Below are 18741 nucleotides of genomic sequence, written 5' to 3'. Positions count from 1 at the left end.
AGCCAGCCCCCCGAGATAGGGGAGCTGGCCTTGGATGACTCACTGCTTGGGTTGCAGCTTCATCTCTTGCAGATACTCCAGCACCTGGGTTTTGTAGTCCGCCTGATAGGAGAACTTGGTGCTGTCGCACGCCGCGATCAGGTTCACCGCGGTGCAGAACAGGGTTGCCGCCAGCAGCCCCTTGCCAACCCACTGCGGATAACGACGGCTCCAACGCACCAGTAACAGCAGGATTGGGAACAGGGCGTAGGGGAAGATCAGCATCAGGTGCCAGTAGTTGAAGATGATGGGCGAGAGCGCCGCACTCACCAGCACCGCCAGCACCGCCGCCAACGCATAGAGACCGAGCCAGCTCTCGCCATCCACAGGCGCGCGGTCGCTGCGTAGCAGACGCGGCTTGAGTTCACGCCACAGCTGCCAGTTGGCCTTTGCCGCCAGCAGCACAGTCGCCGAGCCTACCCCGTAGATCACCACCCGCCACAGCCAGACTGCCGCCATCTGCAGGTATTCGTGCCCCGCCAGCCAGATGAACTGGGTGTCATTGACCAGCTTGCTGGCAAACAGCCAGGAGCCGTAGCGCAGCCAATAGAGCACTGATTTCAGCACCGGATAGACATGCACCAGCCCCCAGCCGATATAGCGCTGACGCGCCTCGGGATCGCCTTGCTGAGTGATCGCGGTGTTACTCATAGCCTCCAGTACGTAAGGGATAAGAGAGGCACCGATCAACAGGGCAGCCACCACCACCCCGCTCCAGCTCACCTTGAGAATGCGGCGCCAGAAGAGATAAGTAGACATCACCGCCAGCAGCGGCCAGGAGTAGTGCAACTGCATCGCCATGCCGATGGCCAGCAGGTGCACGATCATGTGCCAGAAGGAGGCCCGCTCGCGCATATGCCAGGCCGACCAGCAGTGCATGGCGGAGAAGAGGAACAGATAAGAGGGGTTGTAGAGCAGACTTTCGTACTGAAACCAGGGGTTGAGCCAACAAAGCACCAGAAACAGCAGCCGCGCTCTGTCATCAAACACCTGCCGGATCACCGCATCAAACAGCAGGAAACCGACCAACCGCATCGCCAGCAGCAACAGCATGGGTGCATAGGGAGAGTCCCACAGCAGCAGCGGCCCACCGATCAGCCAAGCCGACAAGCTGCCCGGCACATTGCCCACCGCACTCGCCGCATTGCCATAGCTGAGCCAGACCCCCTCATAAGCGCCAAGGTAACCCTTGTAGAGCATCTGGGTCTGATCGCCATAAATAATTTGATTAGTGAAGTAAAATATTGAAATTATTAATCCACAAAACCACAGAATAAAATATGCGTTTGACTTTATTTTAGCCTCACCCCCCATTACCTTCTCCATTAATATCAACACCGGCAAGATAGAGTAACTCCACACAGTGCTCTTTTACATCATTATATGTATAAAAAGAATCGGCATCAGATAGATCTAATTTGTCGCGTTCCGCCAAAAAGCGGTTAATTTCATTTGTGAGACTCTCAGTGTTAAGATCAAAGAGATATGCGAATTCTTTTTTTACAACTTCTGTTGCACCAACGACCTTAGACATAATCACGGGAGTGCCACACATAATTGACTCAGTAACTACCAATCCGAATGGCTCATATGACGATGCTAAAATAGTGGCATCGACCATAGAATACAAGGATGGCATATCATCAACAAAACCAAGGTTAATAACCCGAGGATGTTCTATTTTTTTATTTCCAGCAATAACTAATTTCACTGAGTCTGGAATAGATTTGCTCTCTAATGATTGTAAAATTAGATCAATACCTTTCCTTTTATGATTGCTAGAAGGAAATAATAACAACACATCATCCTCAGAAATACCATACTTTTCACGTTGCTTACTTCTGACATCAACACGAGAATTTTTATGATGAGTTGAGAATAAATTATCGTCAGTCGGTGGATAAACAACCTTTATTTTCTCGCTTGGTAAATCAAATAAATCTATTATTTCTTTTTTTACTATTTCAGAGTGAGCAATGACAATTTTAGCTAACTTGTAAGCCATCCCCTCTTCGTAAATTGTAAGTATATCTTCTGGCTTATATATTTTTTTACCGAGGGCTAACTTATTCCCTTTATGCGTTCCCGCTGAAATAGCCAGTTCAGCATTACGCACAATACTTCTGCTACAGTTGAAAATCACACCTTTTCTATCAATAAATTTACCTACGAATAAATTAAATATTTTCTCGTTTAGCATTTTGAACGGCGTGAAAACGGGAAACTCAATAACATTTACACCATCAGGAACCAGAGTTCTATCTACACGCCCCTTGATTGATACAAGTTCAACTTTTAGATTAAACTCTACAAGTTTTTGTAAGATATTTACAATATAAGTTTCCATACCGCCAGATTTTTTAAGATATGGATATATGACGCTTACTTTCATATGGATATAGCCTTACAAACGAGTCAAATAAAACTTAATGTTAAATATAAACTGCAGAATAAATATCTTATACCGGAACCACTCCTTTCTAATTCTTGATGTAAGCGTCCGTTTTCCTTTTTGCTGTCTATTCGAAAATCCAATTTCAGACTGGATGTCAGTATATCGAACAATCGGTGGTTCTATACCGACATTGTATACACCATGAATATACTCACAGTCCATGTAGTCATCTACTGGCATCCAGAAACTAACGGATGAATCAACAAATCTTTTTGCTGCTTCAGGATAAATTATATATCCATACGCACCACTAGGACCTCGATTGTATTTTACTAGCTTTGCATCATCCTTGATTCCATCAAGAGTTGATATTTTAGGCAAGATAAACGTATTTTTAATCGGAGCACGTCCCAACCTAACATACTTATAATCAGAAAAGTTGATGGATGCATACTCAACAAAATAATAAAATTCTTCCACCAAATCTACATCGTCTTCAATCACAACGATAGGTATATTTAAGTCTATACATTTAAGCCATAACGCTCTGTGGCTTAAAAAACAGGCCTGCTCTCCAAGAGTAAGAGGATGACCTTTTTCTTTAATTCTCCTTGGAGAATTATAACCTTCAATTTTTGCAATACGTCCATCAATAGCGGGGAAAAACTCATGCTCGATACCAGCAGAACTTAACAAGTCGGACATTCTAATCTTACGCTCAATCGAACGTTCAAGATTAATAACATATACTTTCATAATAATACCTCAGCATCCTTAAATGTTGCTGAAAATCCGAAAACCATGGAGAAGATAAAGAACGTTATCCCCGAGTTATGTGCAAAATATGATTGACTAATATGATAGTCAGCCGTTGTCAGACATGTCACAATCACAATCACACTAGCCCCATAAGCAGCTGATTGCTCTCTCATACATGACATTTTTGACTTAACCAACACCACTGGTAATGACAACATTGCCAACAAAACGAAGAGTCCCATAACCCCTCTTTTTGCCATTTCCTCAAGATATTGGTTATGGGCATGATAATTGAAGTTATATATAAAATTTGTAATTTCATTTTTTTGTAACTGCTGCTTTTGTGACTCCCTCAAACCATCTTGTCCCCACCCGAAAAATGGCCTCTCCTTAAATGAATCCCAAGCGCTTCCCCACAATTGAAAACGAATGCCAAGCGATGTATCCAAGTTAGTACCATCGATGTACTGTTCTATATCAGTTTTCGCAGCATCAAATCTTTTCAACATACCGGTTTGAGGTGTAAGCACCATCGCTATAACAATTGCAAACAAAAACAGCAATCCCTTTTTTTCATTATTTGTAATAATTTTCCTATACAGCATTAATATCGAAATAATCACGACTGGAAGCAACACCCAACCACCTCTGGCCCCAGATAAGAAGCTCCCAGTAAAACCAGAAATTGCACCTAGCATATAAAGATAAGAAAAATACTTAGCGTTTTTAGCTCGATACCAAAAATAGCCACATAGACAAAAAAGGCCAAGTGACATGCTAATATTTCCGGACTGTATAGGCATTGAATAAAACTCGAATGCTCGCTCATATCCGAGATAAAATTTATCGTAAATTGCGATACCGGCTGCTATTAACGCACCACAAGCGAACCCACAAAGCAAAACTTCCAACTTGACTTTATGTTTAGCAAGTGTAGGGATCACTAGAGCAGCCATTAATGCCCGACTTGGTCTATCTAATTGGCTAAATGAACTACCATCGACAATAACAGATATTACAAAAAGAACGAAATATGATAAAAGCAATGATGCAATTATTTTATGTTCTTTCTCCATAGCAGAGAGGTACTCTTTACGCCAAAAGACAAAAAGACTCACTATTGCCAGCAACGCCGGGCCATATGAGTATCCACTTGGAACAGCAAGAGCAAGCGCGCCAAACAAAAAAGCCGAGGTTTGCACCACAAGAGGTACAAACCTCTCTTTATTCACTAAGACCATCATTCTTTTTCTTTTCTCACTTTCTAAAAACATAATTCCCACGGATTTTACGCCACAACCCGAACACATCTGTGCGAGGGAAAATAGCGATCCGGCGGATCTGGAAAGGGTCCTGGTGCATCGCTTTGGGGCCACTGTTGGTAGCGACGGCAAAACGATACCCGGCGGCGATAGCCTGCTCCTTGGCACTCTCGTTCATATCTCCGTAAGGGTAGGCGAACGAGAGCAGCGGATGGCCAAGCAGGGCCTCCAGTTGGCGTTTATTCTCCTGAATTTCATGGGCTTGTTGCTCGAGTGAGAGCTGACTCAAGCGGGGATGGGTCAGGGTATGACCACCGATCTCCACATGACCGCTGGCGGCCAGCGCTTTGACCTGATCACCACTCATTAGCGAAACTTTGGTATCCGGATTGGTCGGATGTTCCACATCCCAACGGTTATAACCTTCACCGGTGACCACGTATACCACTGCTTTGTAACCATATTTTTCCAGCAACGGCAGCATGCGAGTCAGGTTGTCCTGATAACCGTCATCGGCGGTGATCATCAGGTACTTCTTGCCGTATTGCATACGGTGGATAAAGCCTGTGTCCGCCAGATCACGGAACGTCAGGGTTTCGTAGCCGAGCCACTTCATCAGTCGCAGATGCTTCTCGAACATGGCGATCGGCATCCAGGTGCCATGCACCCCTTTCTCGCTATCCTGCTCGATAAAGCGGTGGTACATGATGACCGGCATCTCGCGGCGCAGGGTTTCTACTACGGCATCCTGATAGATGGTTTCGAGGCTGGATACGACCCCCTGCAAGCCATACTCATCCTGAATGCGTTGGCGAATGACTTCCGGCACCGTCTTGCTGGCCAAGGCGGATACAATCTCTCCCTTCAGTGCCGCGAAATCGATGGCCAGATCCTTGGGACCAATATCACCGAAGTTGCTGGCCAACGCCTCATCCAGATTCTGTGCAGTCACCAGACCGATGGCCTTGGCTTCACCGATAGCAAAGGCCGGCCGACCGCAGAGCAGTGCTTCCATCGCAACCCGACCTGCGCCGATCACCAGATCGCTACCCGCCAGCAGAGCAGGCACATCATCGATATAACCAACAAACTCGGCACGGCCTTCGAAACGGGCAAAGCGCTCCGGCACCTTGGTACCGCTGACAATCCGCACCCGACAGGCATCAAGATCAAGCACTTCATCGAGCAGACGGTAACAGAGCTCACCTTTGGGGCCGCTCAAACGGCCAATGATGGCGATCACCGGCTTGGGGTTTTCCGGCGCTGGCACAGGCTGGAATTTGTCGGTTTCGATACCGTTGCGCAGCACCTGCACGATGGCGGGATCAACCCCCAGATTGTCGACAATCTGATGGGCAATATCTTCACAAACAGCAACTGCCCGATAGCCGAGGGCATGGAACGCTTTGCGCGAAGCGTGCACCGGCTGGCGACCATGCACAGTCGTGATCATCGGGGTGCCAGTCAGCTTGCAGGCCACATAACTGCTCCAGCCGGAAGCGCGAGAGTGAGCATGTACCAACTGGATATGGTGCTTCTTGATAAGATAGATGAGGTAAAAGACGTGCCAGAAGCGGCGCAGGATGCTGCGCTTGTTGAAGCGAAGCTTGAAGACGGGACCAAGAGTCGGCTTGGTCAGGGTATCTGACACATAAAAGACGTTGTGACCACGCTGGGTCAGTTCGTTACCGACCGTGGTGGCATAGACCTCAGCGCCCGTTACCTCGAGCTGGGAGAGTGCCATCAATATATTCATCGCGCGGTTACCCGGTAGAGAAAAGAGGAACGGCAAGCAGCCACAGACACCAGAAACCGGAAGCAGGCGAGTACCCACTTCCGGTTTTGCGCTCAAACTGCCGCGTTGTGCTCACCCGTTAGCGGTTGAGCCAAGCCATGTAATCCGCTACCCCTTCGGCAACGGTTTTAAACTCCGCGTCATAACCCACGCTGCGCAGCTTGGTCATGTCGGCCTGGGTGAAGCTCTGGTAGCGACCCTTGAGGTGATCCGGGAAGGGGATGTACTCGATGGCACCCTTCTGATGATGCTTGATCACCGCTTCGGCCACGTTCTGGAACGGCTCGGCGCGACCGGTACCACAGTTGAAGATGCCGGAGTGCTGCGGGTTCTGCCAGAACCAGAGGTTTACCTTGCAGACGTCGTCAATATAGATGAAGTCACGCATCTGGCCACCGTTCGGGAAGCCATCGCAACCTTCGAACAGCTTGGGATTCTCACCCTTCTTCACCTGGGTATTGAGGTGGAAGGCGACAGAAGCCATGGAGCCTTTGTGCTGCTCGCGCGGGCCGTAGACGTTGAAGTACTTCAGACCGACCACCTGAGAGTTGATCTCCGGCATCCAGCGGCGCACGTACTGGTCAAACAGCTGCTTGGAGTAGCCATAGACGTTGAGCGGCTGTTCGAACTTGGGATCTTCGATGAAGTTGTCGTTGCGGCCACCGTAGGTCGCTGCAGAAGAGGCGTAGATGAAGGGAATTTCACGCTCGATGCAGTAGTGGAACAGGTCCTTGGAGTACTCGTAGTTGACCTCCATGATGAACTTGCCGTTCCACTCTGTGGTGGCAGAGCAGGCGCCTTCATGGAAGATCACCTCGATGCCATCCCACTCTTCGAAATCGTCACCAGACACTATACGGTGCTGAAACTCTTCCTTATCCATGTAGTCAGCGATGGTCAGATCGACCAGGTTGACGAACTTGGTGCCGTCGGTCAGGTCATCGATGACCACGATATCGGTCCGTCCTTGAGCGTTCAGCTGCTTGACCAGATTGCTGCCGATAAAGCCAGCACCGCCAGTTACTACGATCATGGAGTTTGCCTCTCGTACGTTGATGGCTACATGTGACTGCTTGTTAAAGCTGTGTATAGTGAGCCAATTTGAAATTGCCGAAAAGTTTATCACGGGCGGTCTGGGGATTCGACCTTGTTAAAATCGCCCCCAGACGAAACCCGCTGGAGGAATGAGTGATGAAAACCAGAGACAGGATCATTCACAGCGCGACCGAGCTGTTCAACGATCAGGGTGAGCGCAACATCACCACCAACCATATTGCGGCGCACATGGGCATCAGCCCGGGCAACCTCTATTACCACTTCCGCAATAAAGAAGACATCATCCACTCCATCTTCGACCAGTATGCCCGCCACCTGAGCGAGAGCTTCGTCCCGACCCGCAACCGTGAAATCACCCTGCAGGATCTGATGGGCTATCTGGATGCCATCTTCTATCTGATGTGGCAGTTCCGCTTCTTCTACGCCAACCTGCCGGACATCCTGAGCCGTGACGAACCGTTGCAACAGAAGTACCTCAAGGCCCAGGAGCAGATGCGAGCATCAGTGGTCGCCCTGCTCAAGAGCCTGCGCGAAGGGGGCATTATCGATGTCAGTGACGAAGACCTGCCGGATCTGGGCCAGACCATCAAGATGGTGGTGACCTGCTGGATCCCGTTCCAGATTGCCCAGGCGCCCAACACCCGCATCACCAAACCCCTGCTCTATCAGGGGGTGTTGAAGGTGCTATTCCTGCTGCGCCCCTATGTGCAACCTCAGGTGGCCGGACAAATCCAGCAGCTGGAACAGCATTACCGTCAACTGGCCCAACCAGTTGGGTGAGATCTGTTTCACATTTGTTGAATATCAGCACAATCATTTGAATTAGCCGCAACAGATTGCAGTAAAATGTTGCCCTCTGTTGATACGCAGCTGAAATAGCCAATAAGGATCGAGGATGTCTAACGGATTCTATCGTCACCTGACCGAGCAACTGAACCAGGTACAAGCTGAAGGGTTGTACAAGCAGGAGCGCATCATCACCTCCGCCCAGCAGGCCAGCATCGCCGTCGGCGGTGAGCAGGTACTGAACTTCTGTGCCAACAACTATCTGGGGCTGGCCAACCACCCGGATCTGATCGCCGCCGCCCATCAGGGGCTCGACAGCCACGGCTTCGGCATGGCGTCGGTACGCTTCATCTGCGGCACCCAGGACCAGCACAAAGCGCTGGAGCAGAAGATGTCGGCCTTCCTCGGCACCGAGGACACCATCCTCTACTCCTCCTGCTTTGATGCCAATGGCGGTCTGTTCGAGACCCTGTTCGGCGCCGAAGATGCCATCATCTCCGATGCCCTCAACCACGCCTCCATCATCGACGGCGTGCGGCTGTGCAAGGCCAAGCGCTATCGCTACGCCAACAACGACATGGCCGAGCTGGAAGCCCAACTCAAACAGGCGGATGCCGACGGTGCCCGCTTCAAGCTGATCGCCACCGACGGCGTCTTCTCCATGGATGGGGTCATCGCCGATCTCAAATCCATCTGCGATCTGGCGGACAAATACGATGCGCTGGTAATGGTGGATGACTCCCACGCCGTCGGCTTTATCGGCGAAAACGGCCGTGGCACCCACGAATATTGCGGCGTGCTGGATCGGGTCGACATCATCACCGGCACCCTGGGCAAGGCGCTCGGCGGCGCGTCCGGTGGCTATACCTCCGGCAAGAAAGAGGTGATCGACTGGCTGCGTCAGCGCTCCCGCCCCTACCTCTTCTCCAACTCGCTGGCCCCCTCCATAGTCTCTGCCACCATCAAGGTGATCGACATGCTGGCTGAAGGTCACGACCTGCGCGCCCGCCTGAAAGAGAACAGCCGTTACTTCCGCGAGCGGATGAGCGCAGCTGGCTTCACTCTGGCGGGTGCCGATCACGCCATCATTCCGGTGATGCTGGGGGATGCCAAACTGGCCTCCGAGATGGCGAGCCGCATGCTGGCTGCCGGTATCTATGTGGTGGGCTTCTCCTTCCCGGTGGTGCCCAAGGGTCAGGCTCGCATTCGCACCCAGATGTCTGCCGCTCACACCCGCGAGCAGCTGGACAAGGCGATCGACGCCTTCATCCGCATCGGCCGTGAACTCGGCGTTATCTGATTTGAATCAAGGGGCTGCAGCCCCTTTTTTCTGCATTCATATTGAAGGAACAACCATGAAAGCACTCTCCAAACTCAAAAAAGAGGTCGGCATCTGGATGACGGACGTGCCGGCCCCCGAGCTCGGTCACAACGACCTGCTGATCAAGATCCGCAAAACCGCCATCTGCGGCACCGATATCCATATCTACAACTGGGACGAGTGGTCCCAGAAGACCATTCCGGTGCCCATGGTGGTCGGCCATGAATATGTCGGCGAAGTGGTCGCCATCGGTCAGGAGGTGCGCGGCTTCGCCATAGGCGATCGGGTCTCCGGCGAAGGCCATATCACCTGCGGCCACTGCCGCAACTGCCGCGCCGGTCGCACCCATCTGTGCCGCAACACCATTGGCGTTGGCGTCAACCGCCCGGGCGCCTTTGCCGAATATCTGGTGATCCCCGCCTTCAACGCCTTCAAGCTGCCGGACAACATCCCGGACGAGCTGGCAGCCATCTTCGACCCGTTCGGCAATGCGGTGCACACAGCCCTCTCCTTCGACCTGGTAGGTGAGGATGTGCTCATCACTGGGGCGGGCCCCATCGGCATCATGGCTGCCGCGGTCTGCCGCCATGTGGGTGCGCGCCACGTGGTGATCACTGACGTCAACGAATATCGGCTGGAGCTGGCCCGCAAGATGGGCGCCACCCGCGCGGTCAATGTCAGCAAAGAGAAGCTCGCCGACGTGATGAGCGAACTGGGCATGACCGAAGGGTTCGACGTGGGGCTGGAGATGTCCGGCGTGCCAAGCGCCTTCCAGGAGATGCTCGACAAGATGAACCACGGCGGCAAGATCGCCATGCTCGGCATTCCCCCCTCCACCATGGCCATCGACTGGAACAAGGTGATCTTCAAGGGGCTGTTTATCAAAGGGATCTATGGCCGCGAGATGTTCGAGACCTGGTACAAGATGGCCAGCCTGATCCAGTCCGGGCTGGATCTCTCCCCCATCATTACCCACAGATTCCACATCGACGAATTCCAGCAGGGGTTCGATGCGATGCGCTCCGGCCACTCCGGCAAGGTGATCCTGAGCTGGGACAAATAGCCCATTTCACCCTTTGGTTACCCGAAACCCGGCGAATGCCGGGTTTCTTTTTATCTCCACCGCCCGAATTGCCGTGATATCGGACAAGACTTTGTACGCAGAGTGTTTAACACTTCACACACAAGCGTTTAAAAGGCCGTAACTATTCGGTTATAATCCCGTCGTTTACAGGGATAATAAAAGACTGCTGGGAGTATATGAGCGTGTTGAAAAAACTGAGCTATTTGCTGGCTATCGGGATGACGGCCGCCAGCCTGTCTGGAGCCGTGCTTGCGTCCGCTGAGATGTCGCCGGAAGCCATTGCCGAGCGGGTCAAACCCATCGGTCAGGTCTATACCGCCAAGGATCTGGAAGGTATTGTCGGGGCAAGTGCGACTGCTGTTGCCGCCACACCTTCCGGCCCCCGCGACGGCGAAGCTGTATATAATGGAGCCTGTTTTGCCTGTCATGCCACCGGTGCCGCTGGTGCCCCCAAACGGGGTGACAAGGCAGCCTGGGAACCTCGCATCGCCCAGGGTATTGCGACACTCAAAAAACATGCCATTGAAGGCTTCACCGGCAAGTCCGGCATGATGCCGCCACGCGGCACCTGCGCGACCTGTAGTGATGAAGAGATAGAAAACGCCATTCACTACATGATCGATAAGCTGTAAGTATTTGAAAGGGCCGCAATTGCGGCCCTTTCAATCTATCGGCTTCCGACTACTCTTGTAAGGTAGACATATCGGGAGTTGCACATGTCGTCCCAATCCATCGAACCCCACTACTCAACTCCTCTATTGGCGTTGGTCTCTGCCATTATGGACTTCCCGGCGCAGCAAACGGCCACGGCCGGGGATTACGACGCACTTATCCAGCAAATTGATCAACTCTGCCCGCTGCAACATTTCGGCATGCTGGGCCTCTCCGATACTGGCTTGAACTGGATCTACGCCCACAAGGTGAGCGACACCTTCAAACAGCAACTGGGCAGGGAGCAATCTCGCATCGCCGATCAGCTCACCCAGCTGGATGAGGCTGAGGGGTGGTGTGTCTTCCCCATCGAGCATGGCCAGATACAGTGGCTACTGGCGCGCGGCGCACCAACAGATCTACCAACCCTGCGTCTGCTGCTGGAGTGTCTGGCCAAACGGCTGACCGAAACCCAAGCGGACTATCATCTCGCAGAACTCCCTTCTCCCTTGTTCCGTAAAGATCCTAACTGGAAAAAGAAGATTGAGAGCATCAGCCGCATCATACGGTTAGCCAACACCCTGCCAGGTCAGGCGCTGTTTTCCCAGCTAGAGGCTGTTCTGCGCCAGATGCTGACCATCGAGGACATGCTGCTGGTCAGGCTCAATAGCCAGAAGCTGGAGAAAATTTATCCGGCACACCCTTACCAGAGTGATGAACTCATCAGTGGTTTATGTCACAGCACCAGCAATATCGAGGTAAACAGGGAATCACGACACTGGCACAGCATGCCGCTACGACTGCAGCAGCAGTATTTCGGCCACTTCATCATCAGCACGGCTCAACCGCTGGAGACCGATGACAAGCTGTTCCTCGATTTCTTGCGCGGCCAGCTCACCCTGTTGCTGGAGCTGAGACGGATCCGCCAGCAGCTCAACGACATCAATACCGAGGACTCGATCAACCAGCGGCTGCAACAGCTGCGCCAGACCAACCTCCGATTGCAAAAGCAGCTCAAGCAGCATCAAGAGCTGGAGCGACGGCTGCAATTCGATGCACTCCACGATCCCTTGACCCAGCTACCCAACCGGGCGCTGTTGATGAACCATCTCAATCAAGCCATGACCCACTACAATCGCTACAAATCACCAGGGTTTACGGTGATTTTTATCGATGTAGACCACTTCAAGCAGATCAATGACACCCTGGGCCACAGTGCAGGCGATCAGCTACTGAAAGAGGTCAGCCGCCGGCTGCAGACCTGTATCCGGCAAAATGATCTGGTGGCTAGACTGGGTGGGGATGAATTCGTGATTTATCTGGATAGCAGCAAACACGAGGATGACATCAGCCCGGTGCTCAACCGCATCATCAGCCGCCTCTCCTATCCGTTCAGGCTGTTAGGTAACGAGCTGAATATTACCGTCAGTCTCGGGGTATCGAGCGTATCCGAGCAAACCACGGATATCAGCCAACTGCTCCATCAAGCCGATCTGGCCATGTATCAGGCCAAGCGCAATGGCCGCAGCCGGATCGTCAACTACTCGGAAGATTGTATTAACCAGAACTGGAACTCACCGGAGGAGATGCTGGCCAGAGCGTTGCGAGAGGGGCGAATCGTCCCCTACTACCAACCGGTGATCAGGCTGCAAGACAGTCACCTGACCGGGCTGGAGGTAATGGCGCGCTGGTTGACCGAGGAGGGCGTGCTGAAAGATGCCTTTGATTTTATTCCGCTGGCGGAGCAGTGTGGTCTCATTCTCGAGCTGGATTACCAGATCCTGCGGCGAACCTGCCAACAGTTAAAAAACTGGTTACCGTTCTCGGGACAAAGCAAGTTCAAGGTCGCCATCAACCTCTCGGGCAAGCACCTCGCCAACCACGACCATATCATGCGGCTGATGGCCATCATCGAGGAAGTGGGGGTTGCCCCCAACTATCTGATTTTTGAATTCAACGAGCGGGAATTGTCACGACAGGATTCCGATGCGCTCGCGTCCTTGCATGACTTGCGAGCCAAGGGTATCCAGATCAGCCTGGATGATTTTGGCACCGGCTTCTCATCCCTCAATGCCCTGTTTCACTTTCCGGTGGATTACATCAAGGTAGATGACAGTTTTACCCAACGCATGCTGCAGTCACCCAAAGATTTGGCGTTGATCCGCGCCATGCGGGATATCTGTCAGGATCTTAATTACACCCTGGTGGTCGAGGGGATCGAGAACCAGCAACAGTTGCAGAAGCTGATCGACATCGGCTGCCAGATGGGACAAGGGCGATACATCTCCCCCCCTATGCCCGGAGCCGACATTGTGCCGCTGCTTGCCCCGGCCAGCCCATCGCTTTAGTCCTTCTTGAACATCGCCCGCAGATTGGCAATGCCCACTTGTCCTTTCTGCTGGCGCTCCTCGGCCGTCACCTTCTTCTGATTTTCCCACTCCAGATCATCCTGCGGTAGTTCCAGCAAAAAGCGGCTCGGCTCTGGCCGTACCGACTCGCCAAACTGGCGCCGCTCCTTGCAGAGGGTGAAGGTCAGCTCGGTCTGGGCCCGGGTGATGCCCACGTAGGCGAGACGGCGCTCCTCCTCCACATTGTCTTCATCGATGCTGGTCTGGTGGGGCAACAAGCCCTCCTCCATCCCCACCATATAGACATAGGGGAACTCCAGCCCCTTGGAGGCATGCAGGGTCATCAACTGCACCTGATCCGCATCGTCCTCCCCCTCGTTGCGCTCCATCATGTCGCGCAGGGTGAGGCGAGTGACCACCTGAGCCAGTGTCATCGACTCTTCCAGCTCATCCCCTTCCAGCATCTCGGTGATCCAGCGATAGAGGGTGGAGACGTTCTGCATCCGCATCTCGGCTGCCTTCGGGCTGGGGGATGTCTCGTAGAGCCACTCTTCGTAGTGGATCTCCTTGATCATGTCCCGCACCGCCTCCACCGGATTGCCACGCAGCGCCTGATCGCCAAGGCGAACCAGCCAGTTGGTGAATGCCTGCAGGGCCACGAGGCCACGGCCGGAGAGGTGCTGCTCCAGCCCCAGCTCGAAACTGGCGGCAAACAGACTCTTGCCGCGCTGGTTGGCATACTGACCAAGCTTCTCAAGGGTAGTGGGGCCAATCTCGCGGCGCGGCAGATTGACCACCCGCAGGAAGGCGGTGTCCTCGTCCGCGTTCACCAGCAGCTTGAGGTAGGCCATGATGTCCTTGATCTCGGTGCGGGAGAAAAACGAGGTGCCGCCCGAGATGCGGTAGGGAATGCGGTTGGTCATCAGCGCCTTCTCGAAGATGCGCGACTGATGGTTGCCCCGATAGAGGATGGCGTAATCCTTGAACCGGGTGCGGTTCATAAACTTGTGGCCCATCATCTCGGCGGCGATCCGCTCCGCCTCGTGCTCTTCGTTCTTGGCGAACAGCACCTTGAGCTTCACCCCCTCATCCAGCTCGGAGAAGAGCGCCTTGTCATAGACGTGAGGGTTGTTGGCGATCAGGATGTTGGCGCACTTGAGGATACGTCGCTTGGAACGGTAGTTCTGCTCCAGCTTGATCAGCTTGAGGCTGGGGAAATCTTCGCTCAGCAGCACCAGATTCTGCGGCTTGGCACCACGCCAGGAGTAGATGGACTGGTCATCATCACCCACCACGGTAAAGCGGGAGCGCTCACCGACGATCTGCTTCACCAGCTCGTACTGGCTGGTGTTGGTGTCCTGATATTCGTCGACCAGCAGATAGCGGATCTTGTTTTGCCAGCGCTCACGCACCTCCTGATTGCTCTTGAGCAGCAGGGTCGGCATCACGATGAGATCGTCAAAATCCAGCGCGTTATAGGCCACCATCTGACGGTGATAACGCTCGTAAAGCTGCGCCATCAGCACCTCTTCCGGCCCACGAGCGATGCGCATGGCACGGGCAGGCAGGATAAGGTCGTTCTTCCAGTTGGAGATCTGGCTGATAAGGGCCGAGAGCTTGTCCTTGTCGTTATCGAGCTCGTCTTCAGTCAATTCTTTCAGCAGCGCTAGCTGGTCGGTGTCATCGAACAGAGAGAAGTTCGCCTTGAGATTCAGACTCTTGTGCTCACGGCGAATGATATCGAGACCCAGGGTATGGAAGGTGGAGACCATCAACCCCCGCGCTTCCTTGCGGCCCAACGTCTGGCCGACCCGCTCCTTCATCTCCCGCGCCGCCTTGTTGGTAAAGGTGACCGCAGCGATATTGCGCGCGTTGTAGCCGCACTGCTGCACCAGATAGGCAATCTTGTTGGTGATGACGCGGGTCTTGCCCGATCCGGCACCCGCTAGCACCAGGCAAGGGCCGGAGACATACTTGACCGCTTCGTTCTGATTGGGGTTGAGCTTCATGGGCCGGATCTCTTGGCTTATGATGAGGGGCGGCATTGTACCAGAAATCACCCGACGAGCCGTACCTGCTGCACGGCAGACAACCGCCAATCGGGCTCATCGCGCCTTGTGTTCGGGCGCTATTTTCAGGATCATGGCCGACCTTTCGAGATGATGACTTTTTCCAGATGATGAGGGGAGCATGAATCAGCAACAGCATGACCGACTGCGCAGCCAGTTTCCGGCCTTGGCGCAGGAGGTAAACGGCCACCCTCTGGTCTATCTGGACAACGCCGCTACCACCCAGAAGCCGCAAGCGGTACTGGATGCCATCGCTCACTACTACCGGGCCGACAACGCCAACGTGCACCGCGCCGCCCACGCCCTGAGTGGCCGTGCTACCCGCGCCTTCGAGGCAGCCCGCGAGACGGTCGCCCGCTTTATCAATGCGCCCCGCAGCCACGAAGTGATCTGGACCCGCGGCACCACAGAAGCGATCAATCTGGTGGCCCAGAGCTGGGGGATGAACGAGCTCAGGGCGGGGGACGAAATCATCCTCAGCACCCTGGAGCACCACGCCAATATCGTCCCGTGGCAACTGGTCGCCCAGCGCACCGGCGCGGTGATCAGGGTTATCCCCCTCGATGAGCGGGGCGATCTCGATCTGGCCGCCTATCACGCCATGCTGGGGCCACGCACCCGGCTGGTGAGCGTGGCTCACGTCTCCAATGCCCTCGGTACCGTCAATCCAGTCGCTCGGATGGTGGTGGCCGCCAAAGCGGTTGGCGCCGTGACGCTGATCGACGGCGCCCAGGCGGTGGCTCATCTCGAGGTGGATGTGCAGGCCATCGGTTGCGACTTCTATGCTTTCTCCGGTCACAAGCTCTATGGCCCGACCGGCATCGGCGTGTTGTGGGGCCGCACCGAGCTGCTGGATCGAATGCCACCCTGGCAAGCAGGTGGCGAGATGATTGATAGGGTCAGTTTCAGCGGTACCACCTTCAATACCCTGCCCTTCAAATTCGAGGCGGGCACTCCCCATATCGCTGGCGCTATCGGCCTCGCCGCTGCCATCGACTTTGTGATGGCGCAAGACCTGCAATGGCTAGCCAGCCATGAGCAGGCCCTGACCGACTATCTGGTCACCAATCTGCAACAGGTACCGGGACTGCGTCTGGTCGGCGAACCCGGCCAACGCGCCGGAGCCGCCTCTTTCCTGCTGGAGGATATCCACCCGCAAGATGCCGCCACCCTGCTCGATATGCAGGGGATCGCCCTGCGAGTCGGCCATCACTGCGCCATGCCACTGATGGAATCGCTCGGGATCGGCGGCACCATGCGCGCCTCATTGGCCTGCTACAACAATCGGGATGATATCGACGCCCTGCTGGCCGCCCTGCACAAACTCAGTGACTTCTTCTAAGGCAGACAACCGAATGAGTGATCTCGCAAGCTATACCCAGATCGGCCTTGAGCCCAACGCCGACACCATCCGCCAGCAGTTTGCCGCCGCTCACGGCTGGGAGAACCAGTATCGGCTCATCATCCAGCTCGGCAAGCAGCTGCCAGCGCTACCCGGCGCATGGCAGCAGGAAGAATTCCGCCTCAAAGGATGTGAAAGCCAGGCCTGGCTGAAGGGAGCAAAAAGTGAGGATGGCTGCTGGCACTTTACCTGTGATTCCGATGCCCGCATCGTACGCGGGCTGATCGTCATCGTGCTGGCGGCGCTCAACCACCAATCCGCAGCGGCGATCCAGGCTTTTGATATGGAAGGGTATTTCACCGAATTGGGCCTTGAAAAACACTTGAGCCCGTCACGGGGTAACGGGCTCAGAGCGATCGTGCTGGCGATCCGGGAGCAGGCTGTCTAACCCGCCTTGTTCAGTGGTCGATTAGGCTTCGCTAATCGACCCTGCCGCTTCATTCCCGGCCTCTTTCTCGGCACGGGCGCCCCGCTCGGCAATCTTCTTCAATACCCGGGACGCGGCAACCAGTCCAAAAGTGGCCGTCACCGGCGTCACGGCGCCAAAACCGGAGGCGCAATCCATCTTCATGGTGCCATCGCTGGCCGCCTTGGCCTGACAGGTGCCACCATTGCCATCCGGATAGCTCAGTTGCTCGGTTGAGAAGACACACTCCACCGCAAACCTGCGCGCCGGATTCTTGCTGAAGTTGTGCAACCGGCGCAGATCAGAGCGTACCTTGGCGGCCAGCGGATCCTGAATGGTCTTGGCCAGATCGGCCACGGTGATCTGGGTCGGATCCATCTGCCCGCCGGCACCACCCGCGACGATCACCGGGATCTTGTTGCGCTTGCAGAAGGCAATCAGCGCCACCTTGGCCTTGACCGAATCGATGGCATCCACCACATAGTCAAACTCCCGCTTGATATGCTCAGCCAGGTTATCGGCGGTAACGAAATCATCTACCTCGATCACTTCGCAATCCGGGTTGATGGCGCGAATGCGCTCGGCCATTACCTCGGTCTTGAGGCGACCGACCGTCCCCTGCATGGCGTGGATCTGGCGATTGGTGTTGGTGATGCAGATATCATCCATGTCGATCAGGGTCATCTGGTTGATACCGGCGCGGGCCAGCGCCTCGGCCGCCCAGGAGCCTACGCCACCGATCCCCACCACACAGACTTTCGCCTGGCTAAAGGAACGCAGGGCATTCTGACCATAAAGACGGGCAATGCCCCCGAATCGCTGTAGATATTCTGCTTTCATACCACCACCTTGCTTGAGGGCGGCCATTATAGCGACAACCACCGCCAGCGGCGATGACAGATCCGGAGAAAATTGAGGAGGAAAAACAGAGAAAAAGGCAGGGAAGAGGGAATAAAAGGTCAATTATCAGGCGATTTACTGAATTTCAGCCAATAAAAAACCCCGCTCATCGAGCGGGGTTTCTTGGATTGGGTGCCTGGCAGTGTCCTACTCTCGCATGGCGAATGCCACACTACCATCGGCGCTACCGCGTTTCACTTCTGAGTTCGGCATGGGATCAGGTGGTTCCACGGCGCTATGGCCGCCAGGCAAATTAATTCAATCTGAGAAAGCTGATGTGAATAACGACTGGGTCATTATCACTGAATTAGTTAAGTAGTTCGTTCACTTGCTACAAGGCCCAGAACACTTCTTGGGTGTTGTATGGTTAAGCCTCACGGGTAATTAGTATGGGTTAGCTCAACACGTCGCCGCGCTTACACACCCCACCTATCAACGTTGTGGTCTCCAACGGCCCTTTAGGACCCT

General features: G+C 54.1%; 15 protein-coding genes and 2 rRNA genes. 7 read left to right on the top strand and 10 right to left on the bottom strand.

All coding sequences use genetic code 11. The annotated features are described in order from the left end of the window. Positions 1-39 precede the first annotated feature (39 nt). From BN4575_RS10315 to rfaD, 6 genes are all read right to left on the bottom strand, one after another. A complete protein-coding gene (locus tag BN4575_RS10315) occupies positions 40-1239 on the bottom strand; it encodes a 3-deoxy-D-manno-octulosonic acid transferase (RefSeq protein WP_083221025.1) in 1200 nt (399 codons plus the stop codon). A 103-nt stretch (positions 1240-1342) separates the two neighbouring features. Then, the gene (locus BN4575_RS10310; protein WP_068978121.1) at positions 1343-2431 is read right to left on the bottom strand and encodes a glycosyltransferase family 4 protein; all 1089 of its coding nucleotides are present in this window, start codon (positions 2429-2431) and stop codon (positions 1343-1345) included. A 12-nt stretch (positions 2432-2443) separates the two neighbouring features. Next, the gene (locus BN4575_RS10305) at positions 2444-3190 is read right to left on the bottom strand and encodes a glycosyltransferase family 25 protein (RefSeq protein ID WP_068978120.1); all 747 of its coding nucleotides are present in this window, start codon (positions 3188-3190) and stop codon (positions 2444-2446) included. Next, on the bottom strand, positions 3187-4467 hold the full coding sequence (locus BN4575_RS10300) for an O-antigen ligase family protein (protein ID WP_256028941.1): 1281 nt from the start codon (positions 4465-4467) through the stop codon (positions 3187-3189). The genes BN4575_RS10305 and BN4575_RS10300 overlap by 4 nt, the downstream gene beginning before the upstream one ends. After that, complete coding sequence (locus tag BN4575_RS10295) at positions 4451-6211, bottom strand: polysaccharide deacetylase family protein (protein ID WP_068978119.1); 1761 nt, start codon at positions 6209-6211, stop codon at positions 4451-4453. The genes BN4575_RS10300 and BN4575_RS10295 overlap by 17 nt, the downstream gene beginning before the upstream one ends. Positions 6212-6329: 118 nt before the next feature. Then, positions 6330-7283 (bottom strand): ADP-glyceromanno-heptose 6-epimerase, encoded by a 954-nt coding sequence (gene rfaD, locus BN4575_RS10290; protein ID WP_042018450.1) that lies wholly within the window; start codon positions 7281-7283, stop codon positions 6330-6332. A 158-nt stretch (positions 7284-7441) separates the two neighbouring features. On the opposite strand from rfaD, the gene BN4575_RS10285 reads away from it, so the two are divergent. From BN4575_RS10285 to BN4575_RS10265, 5 genes are all read left to right on the top strand, one after another. Beyond that, on the top strand, positions 7442-8086 hold the full coding sequence (locus BN4575_RS10285) for a TetR/AcrR family transcriptional regulator (protein ID WP_068978118.1): 645 nt from the start codon (positions 7442-7444) through the stop codon (positions 8084-8086). 115 nt (positions 8087-8201) lie between these two features. Beyond that, the gene (locus tag BN4575_RS10280; RefSeq protein ID WP_068978117.1) at positions 8202-9392 is read left to right on the top strand and encodes a glycine C-acetyltransferase; all 1191 of its coding nucleotides are present in this window, start codon (positions 8202-8204) and stop codon (positions 9390-9392) included. A 55-nt stretch (positions 9393-9447) separates the two neighbouring features. Beyond that, complete coding sequence (gene tdh / locus BN4575_RS10275) at positions 9448-10476, top strand: L-threonine 3-dehydrogenase (RefSeq protein ID WP_068978116.1); 1029 nt, start codon at positions 9448-9450, stop codon at positions 10474-10476. Positions 10477-10673: 197 nt separating this feature from the next. After that, positions 10674-11129 (top strand): c-type cytochrome, encoded by a 456-nt coding sequence (locus BN4575_RS10270; RefSeq protein ID WP_068978115.1) that lies wholly within the window; start codon positions 10674-10676, stop codon positions 11127-11129. A gap of 84 nt (positions 11130-11213) precedes the next feature. Continuing rightward, entirely contained in the window at positions 11214-13496 is a 2283-nt protein-coding gene (locus tag BN4575_RS10265; protein ID WP_068978114.1) for a putative bifunctional diguanylate cyclase/phosphodiesterase, read from the top strand. Here the strand turns inward: BN4575_RS10265 and rep are convergent. Beyond that, on the bottom strand, positions 13493-15505 hold the full coding sequence (rep, locus tag BN4575_RS10260; RefSeq protein WP_068978113.1) for a DNA helicase Rep: 2013 nt from the start codon (positions 15503-15505) through the stop codon (positions 13493-13495). The two genes, BN4575_RS10265 and rep, sit on opposite strands and share 4 nt — an antisense overlap. Before the next feature lie 181 nt (positions 15506-15686). On the opposite strand from rep, the gene BN4575_RS10255 reads away from it, so the two are divergent. Together BN4575_RS10255 and BN4575_RS10250 are read left to right on the top strand one after the other, a co-directional pair. After that, positions 15687-16907, top strand: a complete 1221-nt coding sequence (locus BN4575_RS10255) for a SufS family cysteine desulfurase (protein ID WP_068978112.1) — start codon at positions 15687-15689, stop codon at positions 16905-16907. Between the two features lie 13 nt (positions 16908-16920). Further along, positions 16921-17355 carry a SufE family protein gene (locus BN4575_RS10250; protein WP_068978111.1) on the top strand — a complete coding sequence of 145 codons (435 nt, stop codon included), beginning with the start codon at positions 16921-16923 and terminating at the stop codon, positions 17353-17355. Positions 17356-17376: 21 nt separating this feature from the next. Here BN4575_RS10250 and tcdA read toward each other — a convergent pair whose 3' ends face one another. From tcdA to BN4575_RS10235, 3 genes are all read right to left on the bottom strand, one after another. Continuing rightward, on the bottom strand, positions 17377-18213 hold the full coding sequence (tcdA, locus tag BN4575_RS10245; protein WP_068978212.1) for a tRNA cyclic N6-threonylcarbamoyladenosine(37) synthase TcdA: 837 nt from the start codon (positions 18211-18213) through the stop codon (positions 17377-17379). A gap of 194 nt (positions 18214-18407) precedes the next feature. Further along, positions 18408-18522, bottom strand: a 5S ribosomal RNA gene (gene rrf / locus BN4575_RS10240). A 114-nt stretch (positions 18523-18636) separates the two neighbouring features. After that, positions 18637-18741, bottom strand: a 23S ribosomal RNA gene (locus BN4575_RS10235); the annotation flags it as partial.

Source organism: Aeromonas sp. EERV15, assembly GCF_900079845.1.
Classification (GTDB): domain Bacteria; phylum Pseudomonadota; class Gammaproteobacteria; order Enterobacterales; family Aeromonadaceae; genus Aeromonas; species Aeromonas sobria.
This window is presented reverse-complemented; position numbering and strand designations above follow the sequence as displayed.